Origin of the sequence: Myroides sp. LoEW2-1 (genome assembly GCF_009767705.1) — a bacterium.
Taxonomy (GTDB): Bacteria; Bacteroidota; Bacteroidia; order Flavobacteriales; family Flavobacteriaceae; genus Flavobacterium; species Flavobacterium album_A.
Window position 1 is genome coordinate 23506 of the sequence record NZ_WSPP01000058.1, and the last position, 21581, is coordinate 45086.

Consider the following 21581-nt stretch of genomic DNA (forward strand, 5'->3'; position numbering starts at 1 on the left):
TCAAGATATTCTCTTGACGCTTTTTTTATATCCCTACACGACTAAGTTGAATACAAAATTTTCTTTCTCTCGTATCGCTCATTAAAGTCAAAATACTTAACTTTAACAACAATTAACATTTTCTAAAATTATACGGAATGCACTTGGATTATGAACCTGAAAGAAGACCTACAAAGTCAATAAGAAACTACCTTATTATCCTATTTAATATAATATTCTTATTTGTATTCATCAACTACTTGCCATACGAACCTCAAGTAAACAAAGGACTTGCCTTACTTATTTTCGTTGCAGTACTATGGTTAACCGAAGCAATTCACGTGACTACAACAGCCGTTTTTGTGCCTGTATTAGCCATAGCATTAGGCCTAACAGATACCAAACCAGCACTATCCTCATTCGCTGATCCCACTATTTTTCTATTCTTAGGAGGATTTGTTCTGGCTGGGGCATTACACGTACAAAAACTGGACACTATCATTGCCAACAAGATCATGTTTTTGGCAAAGGGCAAATTATCCCTTGCAGTGTTCTACTTATTTATCGCTACTGCAGTCCTTTCAATGTGGATTAGCAATACAGCAACTGTTGCTATGATGTTACCATTGGTTGTCGGGGTATTGGGACAATTAGATAAAGAAAAGTTCCACAATACCTATGTATTTGTACTATTGGGTATTGCTTATAGTGCCAGTATAGGAGGTATGGGAACAGTAGTAGGAAGTCCGCCTAACGCAATCGTGGCATCACAGTTAGATATAAGCTTTGTCGATTGGATGAAAATGGGACTACCTATGGTCGTTATCTTATTGCCAATTATGATAGGGATTATTTTCCTTGTATTCAAACCTCAGCTTAACTTTACATTCAAGCACACAACCGAAAAAATTGATATGAATAGCGACAGGTGGATTACATTGGGCATATTCTTTTTAACTGCAATTTGCTGGATATTTAGTAAACAACTCAATCCAATTTTCGCTAATCTCGTAGGCTATGGCAAACCAGAATTTACCAATTTTGACACCTTCATATCCCTTGGAGCCTTTATTCTCATTTGCATAAGTCAGGTTTCAAGGTGGAAAGAATTACAACACAATGTAGATTGGGGCGTACTCTTGCTATTCGGTGGTGGACTTACCTTAAGTATGGTACTCAAAGACTCTGGTGCGAGTAAAGTAATGGCTGACCTACTTGTATCGATGATTAAAGGAAGTTCATTCTTTATCATTGGGTTAGTTGTCGCTTTCTTTATTGTGTTCTTGACAGAGTTTACCTCTAATACGGCAAGTGCTGCCTTATTAGTTCCTATATTTATATCGATATCAACAGAACTTGGAATGCCTCCATTAGGCTTATCAATGATTATTGGATTAGGGGCTTCATGTGCTTTTATGTTACCTGTTGCCACTCCGCCAAACGCTCTTGTGTTTGGTACAGGAGATATAAAACAAAAAGAAATGATGAAAGCAGGATTCTTTCTAAACATTATCTGTGCAGTTATCATTTCTGTTGTAGCTTACTACTTTTGGTTATAAAACAGAATAGCTAAAGAAATAGAGTTCAAACGAACATTATTCGCTCAAAGTCAAATAGACTTTGCGTAGCGATTGTCGTAGGTTAATTTGCTCAAAGTCTTTTTGACTTTGAGCAGCAGCAACCTTGTTGCTAAGCAAATCATATCTTCATCCAACATTTTAGTATCTAACCCATCTACTGTAGTGTCTATTCGATATAGCAAGTAGATGATAGGCTTATGATACATTGGTGATCGGTAGGTGATCGGCTTATTTATAGTACTTTTTAGCCGATCACATGCCGACCAAAAGCCGACCAAAAGCCGACCACCTCGGAAAAAAAGTAAAAAACACCCATTGATAGCAAAAAAAAGCACTAATCTAAGATTAGTGCTTTATATAAAATCATTTGATATCTATTAATATGGTTTCTCATCTCTACCTTCGTAGTAGTTAATAAAAGCGCGATTAACCACTCTATTACCACCTACTGTAGGATATTCTCCTGTAAAATACCAGTCTCCTAAATTCTTTGGACAAGCTTTATGTAAATTCTCCACTGATTGAAAAACGATCTTCACTTCTGATTTCACCCCTTCGTCTTTAACCATTTCGGCAATCTTCGTAGAAATATCTTCATCTGTAAAAGGTGCATAGATTTCCTTAACATAATTAATCACCTCACTATCGTTAAGATCAATCTGAGCTTTAGATTTCTTATAAACATCGTCAATTACATGACTCAATCCTCTATCCTTCAATAATTCAATAGCGGCTTGAAATGCGATTAATCCTTCTAATTTAGCCATGTCAATTCCATAACAGTCTGGGTATCTCACCTGAGGAGCAGCTGAAACAACAACAATGCGTTTTGGATTTAATCTATCTAACATGCGAATAATACTCTTTTTCAGAGTAGTTCCTCTTACGATACTATCATCGATAATAACAAGGTTATCCGTAGGTTTAATCACTCCATAAGTAACGTCATACACGTGAGCAACTAAATCATCACGACTGCTATCATCAGTAATAAACGTACGCAACTTAGCATCTTTCACTGCGATTTTCTCTGTTCTCAACTTCACAGAAAGAATTTCCTGTAGTTTCTCAGCAGATAAATTCTCTTTATTATTCAAGATATCCGAAATCTTTCTCTGATTCAAGAAGTCTTGAGCTCCTTCTACCATACCGAAAAAAGAAGTTTCTGAAGTATTTGGGATATATGAAAAAACAGAGTTATCGGTATCGTCTTCTATTACTTTCAATACATCAGGTAAGATTAACTTACCAAGATCTTTTCGCTCTTGGTAAATATCAGCATCATTTCCACGAGAAAAATATACGCGTTCAAAAGAACAAGCTTTTAAAGGCAACGGATCTAAAATCTGCTCAAACTGAACCGTTGCATCTTTGCGGATGATAATCGCCTTTCCAGGATCAAGCTCTTTAATATCTTCAAAAGGAACATTAAAAGCAGTTTGAATCACAGGTCGCTCACTTGCCACCACGACAATTTCGTCATTCTCGTAATAAAAAGCAGGGCGTATTCCCGCAGGATCGCGCAATACAAACGAGTCACCATGACCAATCATCCCAGCCATAGCGAAACCTCCATCCCAATTCTTAGAAGCTCTTCTCAATATACGAGCTAAATTCAAGCGCTCTCCAATCAAAGGTGATGCAGCTTTCTTAGAGAATCCTTCTCCTTTTATTTTGTAGTATAAATCGTCAATTTCATCATCTAAGAAATGTCCAATCTTTTCCATTACTGTAATGGTATCTGACATCTCTTTGGGATGTTGTCCCAAGTTTACAAGGTCATTGAAAAGCTCTCTTACATTTGTAAGGTTAAAGTTCCCTGCTACAATTAGGTTTCTGTGTACCCAGTTATTCTGACGTAAAAAAGGGTGAACACTTTCAATGTTATTCTTCCCAAACGTACCATAGCGAACATGCCCTAAAAACACTTCTCCTAAATATGGAATTTGCTTTTTCTGTAGGTCAACATCATTGGCATACTCAGGGTGATCAATCATTTCTTGATTAATACGCCCATTTATTTGAGAGAATATATCCTGTATCGGTTGTGCTTTATTCGAACGAACACGGCTAATATACCTTTCACCAGCATTCATATCCAATTTAATACTTGCCAATCCAGCACCATCTTGACCTCTGTTGTGCTGTTTCTCCATTAGTAAGTACATCTTCTGAATTGGATAGAAAGTACTTCCGTACTTTTCCTTGTAGTAAGATAGCGGTTTCTTCAACCTTAATAAGGCTATCCCACATTCGTGTTTTAGTGCGTCACTCATAAAATTAGTTGTGTGTATTGTGTTTTTTTGATTAAAAAAAGCCCCATAAAGAGGCTATTTTATTATTTAGTTAGCTCAATATTAAATTGAGTTAGCATTTTAAATTCTTGTAATCTTCGTTGCACATCACCTTCAGTCAAACACTCCATTCTCTCCGTTCCAAATTTCTCTACACAAAATGATGCCAGATTTGAACCATAGATAATTGCATTCTTCATATTATTGAATGACACATTGTGCGTTTGTGTCAAATAGCCTGTGAATCCACCAGCAAAAGTATCTCCAGCTCCAGTAGGATCAAATACCTCCTTTAATGGCAAAGCTGGTGCAAAAAACACTTCACTTCCCGAAAACAGTAAAGCTCCGTGCTCTCCTTTCTTAATGACCACATACTTTGGTCCCATCTCTTGAATAACTTCAGCTGCTCTTACCAGGGAATACTCCCCTGACAACTGACGCGCCTCTTCATCATTAATAGTGATAACGTCAATGCGTTTCAACAATACCTTCAACTCATCAAGAGCACAATTCATCCAAAAATTCATTGTATCTAAAACAACTAATTTTGGTTTCGACTTCAATTGATCTAAGACACTGATCTGTATATTAGGGTGCAAATTACCCAACATCACTACATCAGAATCTTTAAATTCTTCAGGAACTACTGGTTTAAAATCAGCTAATACATTTAATTGAGTATCTAATGTATCTCTTGAATTTAGATCATTGTGATAACGTCCACTCCAAAAAAATGTCTTCCCTCCCTTTACAACTTCTATTCCACATGTTTCAATATTCTTGCTCTTTAATAAGTCAAGGTATTCTTGTGGAAAATCATCTCCTACGACAGAAACAATTGCCGATTTCACATTAAAGTGTGAGGCAGACAAACCTATATACGTACCGGCTCCACCAAGAACTTTATCCGTTTTCCCAAATGGAGTTTCAATCGCGTCAAAGGCTACCGTCCCCACGATCAGTAATTTGTTCATATTTTTTGCTAAGAAATAAAGCTGCAAATATAGGGCAATACTTTTTTGACTACAAAATTAAATAGACAATTAATTCTTTATAAAGAGACATGATAAATTTCATTTCATGCGCTTTAACATTTCACAAAAGAACTATCTATTTTTTGTTAAACAACCTCATTCTCTTGAATAAAATGAAGTTATCTTTTTTACTTTCCACAACAAAATCACACCATAACCGATGAGATTATCTCATCTAACAATAGCAATAAAATATATTTCTCTCCTTAAAGATACAGATTAGCAAGTTAATATCAAGACTTAAAACTGATAGATTATTTCAAATCACATCATTTTTAAAAGGAAATAAAGAATATCACATACAACTGAAGTTAACTTTAATTAATTTTAAAAGATTAAACACTAAAAAACAATACAATTTCATGCGAAACCACTTAGCTTTATTCTATTTGCTTATTGTGTGTACTACACTACAAGCACAAGTTCACATTCCGTTTCGATTAACCAGTAGTAATAACATTATTCTAAAGACGCTTGTCAATCAAAGAGATAGTTTAGATCTAATGTTTCAATTAGCTATGGACGACGGTGCCATATCTCCAATTAAAACACATGTTATAGAAAGCATAGCGTTTGACTCTAACGATTTTAGCCCTTCAAATCAAGTACAAATTGGCAATTGCTCTTGGTTTAATATTCCATTTGCAAATAATCAATACAGTGGCAAAGAGTCTGACGGCAAGATTGGCATGACCTTGTTTAAAGGAAAGGTGTTAGAAATCGACTATGACAATTCAACATTAATTGCTCATGATCATATACCTGACACGACAGGTTACAGCGAAATTCCCGTAAGCTATAGAAATGGAGCTCTATTCATCGATATAACTACTGAAATAGATAAACACACTTACACTCATCCGTTTTACTTACAATCGGGCTATTCTGGAGCATTGCTTTACGATGATAATTTCTCCGAGCAAAATACCTTACATAACAAACTCACTACCATCAATCAAAAAGAACTAAAAAACTCGTATGGTCAAAGCATCATCACTAATACTGCATTAATTGACAAACTTGAAATAGCAAATTATGAAATAAAGAACGCTAAAGTAGGCTACTTCACTGGTGAACTAAAAAATCAACCTTTTAGCTTATTTGGAGCTGATATGCTCAAGCGATTTAACTGGATAATAAATGCGGATAGAACAATGGCTTGGATCAAACCAAGCAAATATTATGGTGACACATTCTTAGAGCTGTAGTGAATTTGCACGCCTAAAAACAAAAAAGGAGTGCACCTTTGTGTAGGATGCACTCCTTTTCTAGTTTTCAAGAGTTTCGTAATATTCATCAATCAAAAGATCAGAAGATGTAGCGGCTTTGACTGCTAAAACATCACATCTTTCATTCATTGGATGATCGTTGTGTCCTTTTACCCATTGAAAAGAAACGCGGTGTTTTCTGTAAATCTCCAAGAATCTACTCCAAAGGTCAGGGTTCTTTTTGTCCTTATACCCTTTCTTTTCCCAACCAAACACCCATCCTTTCGTTACGGCATCGATCACATACTTTGAGTCGGAAACAACAAGAACTGAAGTCCCTTCATTTTTAAGCATCTCTAAGCCAACAATAACTGCCATTAACTCCATTCGATTATTTGTAGTCAAGCGAAAACCTTGTGACATCTCTTTATATACATTTCGACCAGCCCACTCGAGAATTAGCCCATAGCCACCAGGGCCAGGATTTCCACGAGAGGAACCATCAGTATACAGGATTACTTGAAAATTACTCATCGAACAGCAATTTATCAATAACAATCGGGAAATGTTTATGCTCTAAAACCTGTACTACCTTGGCAATATCCTCCCATGTAGTGCAGTGTTCAACGGAAGACTTTTCCTGAAAAATTATACCTCCTTCATCGTAATGCTCGTTCACATAGTGTATTGTAATTCCCGTTTCTTTCTCCTTATTAGCTAAAACAGCCTCGTGTACGTGGTGACCATACATCCCTTTACCGCCATATTTAGGCAACAAAGCAGGGTGGATATTGATAACTTTGTTAGGATATAACTGGACAAGAGCCTCGGGAAATTTCCATAAAAAACCAGCTAATACTATCAAATCAGGAGAAAAATCAAGTAAAACACGTTGTATCTCTTCCCCATTCAACATTTCTTTATCAAAAATCACTACTGGTACATTTCTTTTTTCCGCTTTTTCTATTACCTTAGCATTTCGGTTATTTACCAGTACAAGGTATTGGTTCGGAATTAATTTTTCGTCAAAATATTTAATAATGTTTTCAACATTAGTTCCTGAACCGGAAGCGAATAGAGCTATTTTTCTCATAAATAATGCGTTAATAGTCAATTATACATATTAGAATCGAGTACAAAAAAAAGAATAATATGTGACAATAAATAGAAAAATAGTTAGAAGTATTAATTATTTTCATAATTTCGCACCGACAATTAACATAGAAAATAAGGTTTTAAAATAAAGTTTTTTATTTTTGCCGAAAGAAATTAAATTTAAAATTAAAGATTATGTCAGACATTGCATCAAGAGTAAAAGCGATTATCGTTGACAAATTAGGTGTTGACGAGAACGAAGTTGTAGCAGAAGCAAGCTTCAATAATGATTTAGGAGCTGATTCTTTAGATACTGTTGAGCTTATCATGGAGTTCGAAAAAGAATTCGACATTCAAATTCCAGACGATCAAGCTGAAAATATCTCTACAGTTGGTCAAGCTATCTCTTATATTGAAGAAGCTAAAAAATAATAACTTAATACCCCACGTGTCTATTTAATAAACACGTGGGCGTTATTATTTTTAAAATGTCAGATAATTTTTAAGTACAAAAAAGGACAGATTGGAAACAATCTAAAAAATACATCAAACAAACTACCCCAATGTTTCCTTTTTGAAAAGTGAAAGTTGGGATTTTTTTTTTACAAACCATAAATTTAAGTTTTATGAAATTAAAGCGAGTTGTTGTAACAGGTTTAGGTGCTCTTACGCCAATTGGAAACAATATTCAAGAATATTGGAACAACCTGATTAATGGAGTTAGCGGAGCTGCACCCATTACATATTTTGACGCTACCAATTTCAAAACTCAGTTTGCGTGCGAGATAAAGAATTTTAACGTAGAGGATTTTATTGAGAGAAAAGAAGCACGAAAAATGGACCGTTATGCACAATATGCTATGGTAAGTGCAGATGAAGCGATCAAAGATTCAGGATTAAATTTAGAAACTATTGATTTAGATAGAGCAGGAGTTATTTGGGGTTCTGGTATTGGAGGATTAGAGACTTTTCAAAATGAAGTAACTAATTTCGTACAAGGAAATGGAATTCCGAAATTCAACCCTTTCTTTATCCCTAAAATGATAGCAGATTTAGCAGGAGGTCATATATCAATGAAGTATGGACTTAGAGGGCCAAACTTTACGACTGTTTCTGCATGTGCATCTTCTACAAATGCAATAATCGATGCGTTTAACTACATTCGCTTAGGTATGGCAGATATCTTCGTAACAGGAGGATCAGAAGCTGCTGTAACAATTGCAGGTATAGGAGGATTCAATGCAATGCACGCATTATCAACGAGAAACGACGACCCACAAACAGCGTCACGTCCAATGGATAATGAGCGTGACGGTTTCGTTTTAGGAGAAGGAGCTGGAGCATTAGTAATTGAAGAATATGAACACGCTGTTGCACGTGGAGCAAAAATCTACTGCGAAATCGGTGGTGGTGGAATGTCTGCAGATGCACACCATTTAACTGCACCTCATCCAGAAGGACTTGGAGCGACAAATGTAATGATCAACTGTTTAAAAGATGCTGGATTAGAAGCTAAAGATGTTGATGTATTAAATATGCATGGTACTTCTACTCCATTAGGAGATATCGCTGAATCTAAAGCAATCTTAAACGTATTTGGAGAACACGCCTATGACATGAACCTAAACTCGACAAAATCGATGACAGGTCACTTATTAGGTGCAGCAGGAGTAATTGAAGCAATCTCAGTTATTCTTTCTATAGAACACGGTATCGTACCTCCAACTATCAACCATTTCACTGATGATGAAAGTATCGATCCTAAACTAAACTTCACTTTCAACAAAGCTCAGAAAAGAGATGTAAAAGTAGGTATGAGTAATACATTTGGATTCGGAGGACACAACGCTTGTGTCTTAGTGAAAAAATTAGAAAACTAAGAATACTCTTATGTTGAGTAAGCTAATAAATAAGATATATAAAAATTCCCGTTCCTCTAATGAAGACGGGAATTTTTGTCGTACAATATTTAAGATTACAGGAATAAAACCTGCTGATCCACAATACTACAAATTAGCCTTCACTCACCGTTCTATGAACATAATAGATACACATGGCAATCCGGTAAACTACGAAAGATTGGAGTTTCTGGGCGATGCTATGTTGGGCTCTATTATCGCTTCTTATCTTTATTTACAGGTGCCTTATGGAGATGAAGGATACTTGACTAAAATGCGTTCTAAAATAGTCAGTCGCGAAAACTTAAATAGTTTAGGCAAAGAACTTGACTTGATCTCACATGTAGAAAGCAAAATGGGTAACCAACAATTTGGTGAGAATATTTATGGCAACCTTTTAGAAGCACTAATTGGCGCAATATACCTCGACTTAGGATACCCAGCATGTGAACGCTTCATCCACGAAAAACTATTGTCGAAAGTAGCTGATATAGAGCAATTAGAAACAAAAATAACAAGCTATAAGAGTCTACTGATAGAATGGTGTCAAAAAAACAAACACACTTTCAAATTTGACACTTTCGAAGAAGACACTGCAGAAGACACAAAGTATTTTGGTGTAAAATTATATATCGACAATAAAGTAATCGCAAGAGCAAGGGCAACTTCTAAGAAGAAAGCAGAAGAAAAAGCCGCGCAAAGGGCTTATTTCGCACTTCAAGAAAAAATTCATAAATAATTAGTAATTCTTCTATATTAACAATTTGATAATAACAAGTTTAACTAATAAACGTTTAAAAAATTATAATTGTTGTATATTTGTATCGTATGAAAGATTCTACGAAAGTTATCAAACTAACATTAGATGATTTTGATATTGAAGATTACAAACTAATAGCGATACACTCTTCTAAAAAAGAAGATTATAAAGTCGTATACTCGATTAATACTACATTAGAATTATTCTTAGTTAAAGAAGAAAAAGATATAACAATTACTACTGATGAGGGCTTCGCCAATTTCCCACACTTTGAATATGAAGATCACGACCATCATATCTTGTGGAAAGTTGTAGCAAACAAGGCATTCATTAAACCTGATACAGATATTGAATCTCCTCTATTTAGTGATAAAAAACACGCTATTACAAAGCAAGGTTACCTTGTGCCCGAACTGAAAAACGTTGATTACTTAATAAAAATAGAAGATACTGATGAATATTTTGACATTGGTATAGTCCTTGAAAAGTTAAACTCAATCAAAATCTTCTCTACTGCCTACGAAGTTAGACAGGAAACAATTAAAAATAGAAAAAACCTAATTTTTTAAAATATGGTAGCACAAAAAAAGACAAAAATCGTTGCAACATTAGGACCTGCTTCAAGTTCGAAAGAAGTGTTGCACAACATGATTAAGGCAGGTGTAAACGTATTTAGAATAAACTTCTCGCACGCAGATTATTCTGACGTACAAGAAAAAATTGATATAATCCGTGAGCTTAACAAAGAGTACGGATATACAACTTCTATCTTAGGAGACTTACAAGGTCCTAAGCTACGTGTCGGTGTTATGGCTGAAGATGTAATAGTTAATCCTGGTGATACTATTACTTTTTCTACGAAAGAAGAGTTCAAAGGTGACGCTCAACGCGTTTACATGAACTATCAACAATTTCCACAAGATGTAAATCCTGGGGAAAGAATTTTATTAGACGACGGAAAATTGATTTTCGAAGTTTTAGAAACAAATAGAAAAGACGAAGTAAAAGCGAAAGTTATTCAAGGAGGTCCTTTGAAATCTAAGAAAGGGGTAAACCTTCCAATGACAAAAGTATCTTTGCCTGCTCTAACGGAAAAAGACATTAGAGATGCTATTTTTGCTATCAAAGCACAAGTAGACTGGATGGCTTTATCTTTTGTTAGAACATCAGCGGATTTACTTGATTTGCAAAACTTAATCAATGAACACTCTGATCACAAAATTCCAATCGTTGCAAAAATCGAAAAACCGGAAGCAGTAAAAAATATCAAAAGTATTGTTACAAGCTGTGATGGTCTAATGGTTGCACGTGGTGACTTAGGAGTAGAAATTCCTGCACAAGAGGTTCCACTAATCCAAAAAGAATTAGTACAAGCTGCAAAAAATGCGCGTATTCCTGTGATTATTGCTACTCAAATGATGGAAACAATGATCTCAAGCTTAACTCCAACAAGAGCAGAGGTAAACGACGTAGCAAACTCTGTCATGGACGGTGCTGATGCGGTGATGCTTTCTGGAGAAACTTCAGTAGGTAGCTACCCTGTACAAGTAATTGAGAAAATGACACAAATTATTCAAAGTGTTGAAAATTCTCCATTGATTAAAGTTCCTCAAAGCCCACCGACAATCAAAACAAATCGCTATATCACTAAAAACATTTGTTATCACGCAGCTTTAATGGCTAATGATATCGAAGCTAAGGCGATTTGTACTTTGACAAACAGTGGATATACAGCATTCCAAATTTCTGCTTGGAGACCAAATAGTAATATCTTAGTATTCTCATCTAACAGACGTATTATTACGCAGTTAAACTTATTATGGGGAGTACAAGCATTCTATTACGACAAGTTTGTAAGTACAGACGAAACAATTGACGACATTAACAATATCGTAATGGAACAAGGTTTTGCAAAAAAAGGAGATATGGTTATTAACCTTGCTGCTATGCCAATCGTTGAAAAAGGTATGGTAAATACTTTAAGAATTTCTGAAGTAAAATAAAAATCTAACTATATTACAACAAAAAGGGGAGTCATTAGACTCCCCTTTTTTATGCTTCTCCCTCCCACTCAGTATAAAACTGAGCTAAAAAGTTTTCCATGTATCGATGGCGACCTTCAGCAAGTTTCAGACCTGTTTTAGTATTCATTAGATCTTTCAACTTAAGTAATTTCTCGTAAAAGTGATTAACACTTGTCCCTTTATGGTTTTTGTACGCTTCTTTCGTCATACCAAAAACAGGGTCAATACTCGGATCGTAAATTACATTATTCTTAAATCCACCATAATTAAATGTACGGGCAATTCCAATAGCTCCTAAAGCATCTAAACGGTCTGCGTCTTGAACTATATCTAATTCATCAGATCGAAACGTTTGATTGAAATTACCCCCTTTAAAAGAGATATTCTCTATACCTAAAACAACGTGATCAATCACATCGGATTCAAACTTTAACTGCTCAAGCAATTTACGCGCTTTAAGCGGTCCAATGGATTCATCACCATCGTGAAACTTACTATCAGCTATATCGTGCAAAAGAGCAATTAACTTAACCACGGTAAGGTTAACTTCACCTTCTTCTTTAGCAATCGTTAAAGCAGTCCGATAAACTCGCTCGATGTGAAACCAATCGTGTCCACTCTCAGCGTTTTCTAACTCTTTCTTTACATAAAGAATTACTTGATCAATTTGTTTGTCCATTTTATTGTGTTGTTTGAGTTGTTTGAGGTTTGTGTTGCTATTTAATCAGCGCTGGACGTACCCATTTAAACACATGCGGCTCACTCTCTACTACCATTCTCTCAGCTACACGAGTCATTCTTGCAGGTAACTTCATTAAGTAGTCACGCGCTTTTTCAGCTTCATCAGTTAAATTAGTTAAATCAGCAATCTTCCAACGTTGAATTAATTTCTCCATAATATCAACATAGTCATGAGCGGTATACACGCCAATACGCTGAGCCGAGTCAGAAAAACGCTCAAAAGCATCACCCATCTTACCACCTGACTCCCTGATAAGGTTTGCAGGCATTGTAATCTTTCTTCTCATCATATCCACGAATGCCAATAACATCTCACTTGCATCTACTTTGAAAATTCTATCGACAAACTCTGAATAAGCATGATGATGACGCATCTCATCTCCAGCAATCAATCTACAAATCTTAGATAGCTTATGATCTCCATATTGCTTAGCTAATTTAGCTACGCGATTATGAGAAACATAAGTAGCTAATTCTTGGAAACTTGTAAACACAAAGTTCTTGTAAGGATCTCTATCTGTACCAGGGTCAAAGCCATCATTCAATAAATGATGCGTAGTAATCTCCACCTCTCTCATGTCCACACGACCAGAAAGGTATAAGTACTTATTCAGCAAATCCCCGTGTCGGTTTTCTTCACCAGTCCAATGGCGAATCCACTTTGCCCAACCATTTCCACCTTCACCTTCTTTTTGTTTCACACCTTCCACATCCATTAACCAAGATTCATAAGTAGGTAGTGCTTCTTCAGTAATAGTATCTCCAACAAGAACTACCCAAAAATCGTAAGGTAATTCTTTTGCGTATTCTCTTAATTCGATGACCTCATCAATAAATTCCTCACTCTCAGAGTCAGGCAATAAATCCGAAGGTTGCCAAATTTTCTCAACTGGAATAAGATAGTTATCAACAAAACTATCTATATTCTTTTCTAAGAAGTGCATCACTTCCAGACGTACGTTTTTAATAGACATAAATAATGATTTATATCCTATACTGCTGCGGGTTTGGTTTAGTTTGTTTGAGCAGATAGGCAGTAATTATTAAACTAATTTTGATTTGATTCTTTCTTCACACTTAGCAAAGATTTCTTCAAATGTATAGTCAGAAACCTTCATAGGTTCATGAGCATATATACTTATATTAGCAAGCATACCAAAAGGAAACTTGCCAAATCGGAATAACTTCCAAGAGTTATTAATCGTCAATGGTACAACATAAGCCTCTGGAGCATACTTAATCAACATCTTCACTCCATTCTCTGAAAAGCGTTTTAGCTTGCCATCTCGACTGCGAGTACCTTCAGGAAAAATTACAGCAGATCGGTTATACTTAGCGATATATTGCCCTAAATCTCTAATTGCTGCAAGAGCCTGTTTAGCATCTTTTCTGTCAATCAACACAGAACCACCATGCTTAAGGTTGTACGAAACACTGGGAAATCCTTTCCCTAACTCCTTCTTACTAACAAATTTTGGATGATTCTTTCTAAAAAACCATATAATCATAGGAATATCAAACATACTTTGATGATTAGATACAAAGATTATTGGTTTATCTGTAGGAAGGTCCTTATGACCTCGAAATTTATAGGTAGTTCCAAGTACGCCAGTAACGAGCATTAACCACCACACCAAGGAATCTACAACTTTTTTATGTGCCTGGTACCCAAATAGATTAAAAGCAATCCATTGAAAAGCTTGAAAAACATATAAGACCACCAGCAACAATACTACAAAGAGTATAGAAAAGGGGATTGATATTATCTTTTGCATTTGCTTATATAGTTAATAAGCAAATATACATTAAAAAAAAGACCACCCTCAGAGGTGGTCTACTTTTTTAGCAATATTCTTGAAAAGCGTCTTTTAAATTCTCAGCAATTACTTCTGCTGGATGCCCTTCGATATGATGTCTTTCTAACATGTGTACTAATTCTCCATCTTTAAATAGAGCCATTGAAGGCGAAGAAGGAGGAAAAGGGAACATATGCTTACGTGCTGCATCTACAGCATCTTTATCTACTCCAGCAAATACAGTGATAATGTTTGCTGGTTTCTTATCTCCTGTAAGGCTCATGATAGCCCCTGGACGTGCATTACGAGCTGCACAACCACAAACAGAATTAACAACTACTAAAGTTGTATCGCCCTTTGCAATTACTGCATCTACTTCTTCTGCTGTATGTAGTGATTCAAATCCTGCATCAACTAATTCTTGACGCATTGGTTTTACTATTTCTTCTGGATACATAATATTTAATCTAAATAGGTTATAAAGCAAAGTTACACATTTTCTTAAAGAAAGGAATAGCACAATTATAAAGAAATGTTATACTTTATATTAGAGCTTATTTCTTGCTTTTTTTCTTCATTTTATTTAACCAAATAAACAAGCCTGTAATAGGCAAACTCGTAGCAATAAGACAGACAATGAAATAGATAAACTTCGAAAAACCACCATAAATATCTCCAAAATGCAATGGTCGAATTGAGGCTGACAACTTCTCTCCTATGCTCTTTTCACTAAATAACTCTTTTCGAATTACCACACCTGTATACTGATCTATAAAAACGCGATCTGTCACTGTTTCGTTGAATCGAGCCAATTCGTTCTTGCTAATCTCAAAACTACCTTCTGCGTTTTTAGGCAGTGTTACAGTTACTGTTCTTGCTTGGTAAGGCAAAGCTTTATCGGCCAAAGCTAATGCATCTTCCAAGCGAATAGATCTACCATCTTCGACAACATTTGATAATGGTTTCACTTCATTTCTTCCTCCAAATACTTTTGTTCCCAGTACCTTGCTCAACCCATCTCTGTACCACTCAAAGGACCAACATAATCCAGTGATTGACAAAACAAATAAAACAGCAAAAGTATAAAAGCCAAGCGTATTGTGTAGATCGTGATTAATTCGCTTCCAATTCGCCTTAAACTTAACTTGAAAGCCTGGTCTAAAACTTTTCCAACCTTTAACTTTTTTGGGTAACCATAGAATCATTCCTGAAATAGATAAAACGATGAAGATGATAGTTGAAACTCCAACTATTGGTCGTCCAATCTTCATATCTAACAACAGCCATCTATGCAACTTAAATACAGTCATAAAGAATTCACTGGCAGGTCCCCTACCCTCACCCAGAACCTCTCCATTATATGGATTAACATAAACTGTTTCTCCACGCTTATCTTTATCAGCAAAAGAAACTGAAAACACATAAGGCTTTATGGCGTTATCTGAAATACTAACACGACTAACTACCCCATTGTATTGTTGCTCAATATCACTTTGCAGCTTATTCAGGCTCACTTTGGTATCACCTACTTCCGCAATCTTATACATACTAGGGGCTAACCATGTTTGTATTTCACTCTTATACGTATAAATAGTCCCTGTTAAACAGACAACAAATAAAATCACAGAGCTACCTATACCCAACCAAAGGTGAATATCATTGATAAATTTTCTGAAAGTATAATGCTTTTTCACATTCATAAAAAGACTTATAAAAAGAACAAACACGATTCTATCATTGTAAAATCGTGTTTGTTATATGTTACTAACTATATTTATCTAAGATGATTAAAATCTATAAGTTAACTGAGCTGCGAAGTTTCTTGGAGCAATCTCATTAATATATCCACCTCTATAATATGAAGTATAACCAATCTGATCAAACATATTATTTGCAAATACTTTAATACTTGCGTTCTTATATGTATAACCGATCTGTGCATTTACAGTTGTATATTCTGGCATATCAAATGGGCGTCTATTCACATAAGAACCGTGACCATCAGAAGTTCTTGCATATTCGTTAACTGGGCGTTTTCCAACATAGTAAACTCCTAATCCTAATGAAAGACCATTCAGTTTACCGTCGTTAAACTTATAATTGATCCAACCATTCGCACTGTGCTCTGGTGCATTCATTGGAGCTGATCCGTCTACGTAATTAGGACTATCTTGGTATCTTGCTACAAGGTTAGCATACCCAAGCATAACTTCAAGGTTATTAGTAATCTTACCGTTAATCTCTAATTCAAAACCGTTTCTCTTAAGACTACCCACTTTGTCATAAAGGCCTGTTCCTTTACCATTCTCATCAATTACCTCAGCTAATAAGTTATCTTGAGTAATGAAGTAATAACTAAAGTTTACCCCTAAGTGGTCGTTAAACCAGTTTGATTTAAATCCAAACTCAAATTGATCTGTATCTTGTGGTCCTGCGAATCCACCATCGTGCATCTTATAGTTTGATTGTCTTAAACTACTTGTTGTAGTATATGAAGCAAACGTACTGATGTTTTCTTGTGGTTTGAAGATTAAACCAACTGCTGGGTTCCATCTTTCTACAGTTGCACCTTCTGTTACATTTCCATTTAGACGACTGTATCTAATACCCAATAAAGCACTTAATTTATCACCAATCTGGATATAATCCTGTGCCATAAAACCATAAGTTGGTGTTACAGATTTACTGTATGGTCCTTTCTTAGCAGGACGATACTCTAAACCTTCTGGTTTCTGGTTGTTAATATCTTCTAAGACATTGATATTATCTTGATATAAAACACCATTCAAGTACGCTTCATATCCGTGAGTTTCTAAGCGATTCTCTCTATAATCAAAACCAACTTGGAAAGTGTGTTTCAACATACCTGTGAAGATATCCTTACCGATGAAATCAACTTGAATAACAGAGTTTCTATCATCGCGATCAGAACGGCCAATAGTACGCTTTCTATTAGCAAACTCACTAAAGTCAGTGATTGCCTCTTGTTTTTTGTGTAATGCAATAGATGAATCTTCAGTATCTGTTTTATAGATTGAGTTAACAGAAGAAAATCTAAAGCTCAATTTCTCTGTCAATTGTCTTTCAAAACGCGCAACATAGTTCAGAGATTGTACATTCATATTATCTTGCTTATAACCTAAGAAGCGGTTATGCGGCATTTCTAATAATTTATCTGTATAATCAGGACCTAAATTAACAGTACCTCTATCTGGTGTATAGTCACCATATAGATAATCCATTTCTAAAGTTAACTTCGTTTTATCGTCAATTTTCCAAGACAAAGATGGGTTAACGTAAAAATGCTCGTTATCTACAAATGTTCTCCATCCGTCGTTGCGCTCATAAGCACCATTAAAACGGAAAGACAACGTTTCTTTCTTATCTAATACTTGCTCAATATCAAGTGTTGGACGAACTTGTCCATAACTTCCTGTACGGAAACCAATTTCTCTCTTATTCTGGAAGTTTGGTGTTTTAGTTACTAAGTTAATCACACCCCCAGCAGCACCTAATCCATTACCTATTCCCTGTAGAATAGCAGCTGAACCTTTTATTACCTCAAGACTCTCTACACCTTGCATATCCGCAATCGCAGAAGCTGTTCTAAAGTCCGAATCCATAGCTACACCATTTCTCAAAACTGGTGTACCACGGAAACCGCGAATTGACATACTTTCTTTTACTCCACCATAACTTGCAAACTGAGTAACCCCAGCTACGTTACGAGCAGCATCTGTAATAGACAAAGCTCCTTGCTCTTTTATAATGTGATCAGAAACAATACTGATTGACTGAACTTGATCTTGTAAACCAAGTGGTAATCTTGTCAAATACTGTAGTTTTTTTACATTTTTATTTGATCGACCATAAACAGTAATATTAGCTAACTGCCCATCGTTTACTAACAAAAAGTTAGCAACCTCATCTTTCTTAGAAAAATTAAACTCTCTCACAGATGATGAAAAACCAACAAATGAAGCTTTAATAGATTGCTTTCCTTGAGGTACATCTTTTAGAATATATTCTCCATTCGCATCTGTTTGCGTCGTTATATTAGTATTCTCGATATAAATTGTTGCAAATGGCAAGGGTTTATTGACTTCATCAACAACTCTACCTTTAATGGTAGAAGATTGTGCCAATCCTACCACAGAACAACAAGCACTAAAAATAATTGTAGCAATAGTTCTCATTTAAAAATGTATTATTTAGACTGATTTAACTGAATGCAAAAGTAAACTGATTCTAAATAATTAACAAATCTTATTAAGACTTTATTTAAATAAAATATAAAATAACAAACTAAATCATATACGACACTATACTTAATCCTACTATTTACATAGGATAATTGTAAAAAACAATGAAATTCTAAGAAAAGAAAAAACACAATAAAAAGTAAAAATCATCAAAGACAATTTCAATTCATTCTCAATTAAAACATAAAATATTACAAGAATGAAATCTCCTACTCATCAAAAAAAGTAGAAAGCATCTTCCAAGTGATCGATAGAAAACTCATTATTCACTGCGTGAATAGCAATAATATCAAATCTAACTTCCTCCTCTCGAGAGTTCAATTCAATATAAGCATCTGCTGCAGTTAAAAGTCGTTTAATCTTATGGCGTTTTACAAATTCTTGAGGGAGCCCAAACTCGAGCGAACTTCGAGTCTTAACTTCTATAAAAACTAATACACCGTTGTATAAAGCGATAATGTCAATTTCTTTATCTTGAAATCTCCAATTTCGCTCTAAAATAGAATACCCTTTACGCTCTAAGTACTCCACAGCAAGTTCCTCACCTAACTTGCCAAGTTCATTGTGTTCAGCCATAACAGACAATTTTAAATATTTAGTTCCACTCCACTTGCTTTTATATTCAAACTAACTACAGCTCCCATTCTCAAAGCTCTATTTTCAACACCATGTCCTGATGGAAAATCGAACACTACAGGAAAATCATACTGAGCGACAAGACTTTTAATAATTTGAATGGCATCATAACCAAATGGAATTGCATTATCATGCATATCTGTCATTCCACCAACAATCATACCTTTTAACCCTTTTAGAAGACCATTTCTATCTAAATTGTGCATCATGCGATCTACGTGGTACAAATACTCATCTAAATCCTCGATAAACAATATCTTATCCTTCGTTTCAATACTCGATCTTGAGCCCAACAGACTATAGATGATTGAGAGATTACCGCCAACAAGCTCACCTTTTGCCTCACCGAGAATATTTGCGCTATGATGACCTACAACATAGCGGATTGGCTTGCCAAACAAAGAAGCATACAAACTGTCTTTAGACTCTTGGGTTGCTTTGGGAACGCTAAAAGCCATAATGCCGTGTAAGGTTTGAACCCCAAGGTTGTGCACATGACAATGCAGAACAGTAACATCGCTAAAACCGATAATCCACTTGGGATTAGCCATTAATAAATCAAAGTCGATTGCATCCACGATGCGGACAGTACCATATCCACCTCGTGCACACCAGATAGCCTTAACAGATTCGTCAGCTAACTGCTTGTTGAAATCCGCAGCTCGCTCTTTATCACTCCCCCCTAATTGGAAATTATCAAGGCCAATAGTATCGCCAAGTACGGGTACCAATCCCCAACTTTGTAGTAACTCAATAGCAGGTTGTGCTTCTTCTCTGCTGAATTTTCTCGCTGTACAAACAATTGCAACTTTATCTCCTTCTTTTAAATATGCAGGTTTAATCATTTTCTTTTTAATAATCATTGTTAAAAATCAAAAGCCAACTGTATAGCTATTGGCTTTTTTCTCTCCTCTGTATTGAGATTGGATACTGTAACTCCAATCAAGCGAACAGAGTCTTTTAGTTTCTCTTGGTATAATAAATCTTTTACTATATCGCGAATAATAGCCGCATCGGCAATAAAATACGGAACTGTTTTACTCCTTGTCTGCTGCAAAAAATCAGCATACTTAATCTTCAAGGTAATCGTCTTACCAGCGACATTTACTTTCTTTAACCGCAATACGAGTTCTTCCACTATCACTTCCAGTTTATCCATCAAAAAAACTTCTGAAGACAAATTCTCATCAAATGTCCGCTCTGTTCCCACAGATTTCATAACTCGATTTGGACGAACTTCCGAAGTTTGTATTCCCCTAACTAAGTGATAATACTCAGCCCCTGATTTTCCAAAGTGTTCACTTAAAAAGGCTTCACTTTTCTCTTTTAAATCCCTTCCGGTAAAAATTCCTAAATGATACATCTTCTCTGCAGTTTTCTTACCTATACCAAAGAACTTCTTTATCTCTAAGGCCTCTAAAAAGGGAATCACTTCCTCAGGCTCTATCGTTTTTTGTCCATTTGGTTTATTGTAGTCACTTGCAATCTTCGCTAAAAACTTATTGATAGAAATTCCAGCAGATGCGGTTAGCTGTAAGCGCTCGAAAATCTTTTGTCTAATCTCATAAGCAATTAAAGTAGCACTCGGGCAACCTATTTTATTTTGAGTAACATCCAGAAAAGCCTCATCTAATGCTAATGGTTCCACGAGATCAGTATATTCATAGAAGATACTTCGAATTTCTTTGGATATCTCCTTATAGCGATCGAATCGCGGTTTGACAAAGATTAAATCTGGGCAATTTCGCTTCGCTTGAGCACCACTAATAGCACTTCTAACGCCAAACTTTCTTGCTTCATAACTCGCTGCTGCAACTACTCCTCTCTCACCACTACCACCCACAGCAATAGGTTTTCCTCTCAGTTCGGGAAAATCCAATTGCTCTACCGATGCGTAAAAAGCATCCATGTCGATATGTATAATCTTTCGATCCATCTATCACAAATGTACTATTCAAATGAGTATGAAAGTTAAAATTTATCCTAAAAAAGGCCAATATTTTTAATCGAATGCTTACTTATAGGAATAAGATTTTTATAAATTTGTAGGAGCTATGAAGAAAACCGTTAAAATATTAAAATTATACCCCTTAAGATCTTATTTATTTTATAGTTTCTTTATACTAATCTGTTTTACAAACAATATGTAGTTAAAAACGAAAAAAATGAATGAATTTTTAATACAAGCTTTTATATTTCTATTTGCTGCTGTAATCTGTGTACTTATCTCAAAGAAATTAGGTATGGGGTCTGTCTTAGGATACCTATTTGCAG

General features: G+C 35.4%; 20 protein-coding genes. 7 read left to right on the plus strand and 13 right to left on the minus strand.

Features of this window, described 5'->3' with window-relative positions; genetic code table 11:
* Nucleotides 1-137: 137 nt before the first annotated feature.
* Nucleotides 138-1538: an SLC13 family permease gene (locus tag GOQ24_RS04250; protein WP_155091587.1), complete on the plus strand. Its 1401-nt coding sequence runs from the start codon at nucleotides 138-140 to the stop codon at nucleotides 1536-1538.
* A gap of 398 nt (nucleotides 1539-1936) precedes the next feature.
* Here GOQ24_RS04250 and GOQ24_RS04255 read toward each other — a convergent pair whose 3' ends face one another.
* Nucleotides 1937-3835 carry an amidophosphoribosyltransferase gene (locus GOQ24_RS04255; protein WP_155091588.1) on the minus strand — a complete coding sequence of 633 codons (1899 nt, stop codon included), beginning with the start codon at nucleotides 3833-3835 and terminating at the stop codon, nucleotides 1937-1939.
* Between the two features lie 62 nt (nucleotides 3836-3897).
* Nucleotides 3898-4827, minus strand: coding sequence for a PfkB family carbohydrate kinase (locus GOQ24_RS04260; RefSeq protein WP_155091589.1), 930 nt, complete (start codon nucleotides 4825-4827; stop codon nucleotides 3898-3900).
* A gap of 422 nt (nucleotides 4828-5249) precedes the next feature.
* Here GOQ24_RS04260 and GOQ24_RS04265 point away from each other — a divergent pair, with 422 nt between their 5' ends.
* Complete coding sequence (locus tag GOQ24_RS04265; RefSeq protein ID WP_155091590.1) at nucleotides 5250-6095, plus strand: hypothetical protein; 846 nt, start codon at nucleotides 5250-5252, stop codon at nucleotides 6093-6095.
* Between the two features lie 60 nt (nucleotides 6096-6155).
* Here the strand turns inward: GOQ24_RS04265 and rnhA are convergent, their stop codons facing one another.
* Nucleotides 6156-6629 carry a ribonuclease HI gene (gene rnhA / locus GOQ24_RS04270; protein ID WP_155091591.1) on the minus strand — a complete coding sequence of 158 codons (474 nt, stop codon included), beginning with the start codon at nucleotides 6627-6629 and terminating at the stop codon, nucleotides 6156-6158.
* Nucleotides 6622-7188 (minus strand): phosphoribosylglycinamide formyltransferase, encoded by a 567-nt coding sequence (locus GOQ24_RS04275; protein ID WP_155091592.1) that lies wholly within the window; start codon nucleotides 7186-7188, stop codon nucleotides 6622-6624. Before GOQ24_RS04275 ends, rnhA begins: the two co-directional genes overlap by 8 nt.
* 197 nt (nucleotides 7189-7385) lie before the next feature.
* On the opposite strand from GOQ24_RS04275, the gene GOQ24_RS04280 reads away from it, so the two are divergent.
* The 5 genes from GOQ24_RS04280 (at nucleotide 7386) to pyk (ending at nucleotide 11851) form a co-directional block, all read left to right on the plus strand.
* The gene (locus GOQ24_RS04280) at nucleotides 7386-7622 is read left to right on the plus strand and encodes an acyl carrier protein (protein ID WP_155035668.1); all 237 of its coding nucleotides are present in this window, start codon (nucleotides 7386-7388) and stop codon (nucleotides 7620-7622) included.
* Nucleotides 7623-7816: 194 nt separating this feature from the next.
* Nucleotides 7817-9070 carry a beta-ketoacyl-ACP synthase II gene (gene fabF / locus GOQ24_RS04285; protein ID WP_155091593.1) on the plus strand — a complete coding sequence of 418 codons (1254 nt, stop codon included), beginning with the start codon at nucleotides 7817-7819 and terminating at the stop codon, nucleotides 9068-9070.
* Nucleotides 9071-9080: 10 nt separating this feature from the next.
* The gene (gene rnc, locus GOQ24_RS04290) at nucleotides 9081-9827 is read left to right on the plus strand and encodes a ribonuclease III (protein ID WP_155091594.1); all 747 of its coding nucleotides are present in this window, start codon (nucleotides 9081-9083) and stop codon (nucleotides 9825-9827) included.
* Between the two features lie 89 nt (nucleotides 9828-9916).
* Complete coding sequence (locus GOQ24_RS04295) at nucleotides 9917-10417, plus strand: IPExxxVDY family protein (protein WP_155091595.1); 501 nt, start codon at nucleotides 9917-9919, stop codon at nucleotides 10415-10417.
* Nucleotides 10418-10420: 3 nt separating this feature from the next.
* The gene (gene pyk / locus GOQ24_RS04300) at nucleotides 10421-11851 is read left to right on the plus strand and encodes a pyruvate kinase (protein WP_155091596.1); all 1431 of its coding nucleotides are present in this window, start codon (nucleotides 10421-10423) and stop codon (nucleotides 11849-11851) included.
* Nucleotides 11852-11900: 49 nt separating this feature from the next.
* On the opposite strand, the gene GOQ24_RS04305 is transcribed toward pyk, so the two are convergent.
* From GOQ24_RS04305 to dinB, 9 genes are all read right to left on the minus strand, one after another.
* Nucleotides 11901-12551 (minus strand): HD domain-containing protein, encoded by a 651-nt coding sequence (locus tag GOQ24_RS04305; protein ID WP_155091597.1) that lies wholly within the window; start codon nucleotides 12549-12551, stop codon nucleotides 11901-11903.
* Between the two features lie 37 nt (nucleotides 12552-12588).
* Nucleotides 12589-13587 carry an acyl-ACP desaturase gene (locus GOQ24_RS04310; protein WP_155091598.1) on the minus strand — a complete coding sequence of 333 codons (999 nt, stop codon included), beginning with the start codon at nucleotides 13585-13587 and terminating at the stop codon, nucleotides 12589-12591.
* Between the two features lie 69 nt (nucleotides 13588-13656).
* Entirely contained in the window at nucleotides 13657-14388 is a 732-nt protein-coding gene (locus tag GOQ24_RS04315) for a lysophospholipid acyltransferase family protein (RefSeq protein ID WP_155091599.1), read from the minus strand.
* 67 nt (nucleotides 14389-14455) lie between these two features.
* A complete protein-coding gene (locus GOQ24_RS04320) occupies nucleotides 14456-14866 on the minus strand; it encodes a BrxA/BrxB family bacilliredoxin (RefSeq protein ID WP_155091600.1) in 411 nt (136 codons plus the stop codon).
* Between the two features lie 97 nt (nucleotides 14867-14963).
* Nucleotides 14964-16109 (minus strand): PepSY-associated TM helix domain-containing protein, encoded by a 1146-nt coding sequence (locus GOQ24_RS04325; RefSeq protein WP_155091601.1) that lies wholly within the window; start codon nucleotides 16107-16109, stop codon nucleotides 14964-14966.
* 87 nt (nucleotides 16110-16196) lie between these two features.
* Nucleotides 16197-18605: a TonB-dependent receptor gene (locus tag GOQ24_RS04330; protein ID WP_155091602.1), complete on the minus strand. Its 2409-nt coding sequence runs from the start codon at nucleotides 18603-18605 to the stop codon at nucleotides 16197-16199.
* A gap of 282 nt (nucleotides 18606-18887) precedes the next feature.
* The gene (locus tag GOQ24_RS04335; protein ID WP_160339178.1) at nucleotides 18888-19247 is read right to left on the minus strand and encodes a YraN family protein; all 360 of its coding nucleotides are present in this window, start codon (nucleotides 19245-19247) and stop codon (nucleotides 18888-18890) included.
* An 11-nt stretch (nucleotides 19248-19258) separates the two neighbouring features.
* On the minus strand, nucleotides 19259-20152 hold the full coding sequence (locus tag GOQ24_RS04340) for an LD-carboxypeptidase (RefSeq protein WP_155091604.1): 894 nt from the start codon (nucleotides 20150-20152) through the stop codon (nucleotides 19259-19261).
* A gap of 20 nt (nucleotides 20153-20172) precedes the next feature.
* Nucleotides 20173-21243 (minus strand): DNA polymerase IV, encoded by a 1071-nt coding sequence (gene dinB / locus GOQ24_RS04345; RefSeq protein WP_155091605.1) that lies wholly within the window; start codon nucleotides 21241-21243, stop codon nucleotides 20173-20175.
* Between the last annotated feature and the right edge of the window lie 338 nt (nucleotides 21244-21581).

Coding starts and splice junctions, on each gene's coding strand:
- GOQ24_RS04310 (WP_155091598.1), bottom strand. CDS start 13,587: ATGTCTATTAAAAACGTACGTCTGGAAGTGATGCACTTCTTAGAAAAG.
- GOQ24_RS04260 (WP_155091589.1), bottom strand. CDS start 4,827: ATGAACAAATTACTGATCGTGGGGACGGTAGCCTTTGACGCGATTGAA.
- rnc (WP_155091594.1), top strand. CDS start 9,081: ATGTTGAGTAAGCTAATAAATAAGATATATAAAAATTCCCGTTCCTCT.
- fabF (WP_155091593.1), top strand. CDS start 7,817: ATGAAATTAAAGCGAGTTGTTGTAACAGGTTTAGGTGCTCTTACGCCA.
- GOQ24_RS04330 (WP_155091602.1), bottom strand. CDS start 18,605: ATGAGAACTATTGCTACAATTATTTTTAGTGCTTGTTGTTCTGTGGTA.
- GOQ24_RS04250 (WP_155091587.1), top strand. CDS start 138: ATGCACTTGGATTATGAACCTGAAAGAAGACCTACAAAGTCAATAAGA.
- GOQ24_RS04265 (WP_155091590.1), top strand. CDS start 5,250: ATGCGAAACCACTTAGCTTTATTCTATTTGCTTATTGTGTGTACTACA.
- GOQ24_RS04295 (WP_155091595.1), top strand. CDS start 9,917: ATGAAAGATTCTACGAAAGTTATCAAACTAACATTAGATGATTTTGAT.
- rnhA (WP_155091591.1), bottom strand. CDS start 6,629: ATGAGTAATTTTCAAGTAATCCTGTATACTGATGGTTCCTCTCGTGGA.
- GOQ24_RS04275 (WP_155091592.1), bottom strand. CDS start 7,188: ATGAGAAAAATAGCTCTATTCGCTTCCGGTTCAGGAACTAATGTTGAA.
- GOQ24_RS04335 (WP_160339178.1), bottom strand. CDS start 19,247: ATGGCTGAACACAATGAACTTGGCAAGTTAGGTGAGGAACTTGCTGTG.
- pyk (WP_155091596.1), top strand. CDS start 10,421: ATGGTAGCACAAAAAAAGACAAAAATCGTTGCAACATTAGGACCTGCT.
- GOQ24_RS04255 (WP_155091588.1), bottom strand. CDS start 3,835: ATGAGTGACGCACTAAAACACGAATGTGGGATAGCCTTATTAAGGTTG.
- GOQ24_RS04340 (WP_155091604.1), bottom strand. CDS start 20,152: ATGATTAAACCTGCATATTTAAAAGAAGGAGATAAAGTTGCAATTGTT.
- dinB (WP_155091605.1), bottom strand. CDS start 21,243: ATGGATCGAAAGATTATACATATCGACATGGATGCTTTTTACGCATCG.
- GOQ24_RS04280 (WP_155035668.1), top strand. CDS start 7,386: ATGTCAGACATTGCATCAAGAGTAAAAGCGATTATCGTTGACAAATTA.
- GOQ24_RS04315 (WP_155091599.1), bottom strand. CDS start 14,388: ATGCAAAAGATAATATCAATCCCCTTTTCTATACTCTTTGTAGTATTG.
- GOQ24_RS04325 (WP_155091601.1), bottom strand. CDS start 16,109: ATGAATGTGAAAAAGCATTATACTTTCAGAAAATTTATCAATGATATT.
- GOQ24_RS04320 (WP_155091600.1), bottom strand. CDS start 14,866: ATGTATCCAGAAGAAATAGTAAAACCAATGCGTCAAGAATTAGTTGAT.
- GOQ24_RS04305 (WP_155091597.1), bottom strand. CDS start 12,551: ATGGACAAACAAATTGATCAAGTAATTCTTTATGTAAAGAAAGAGTTA.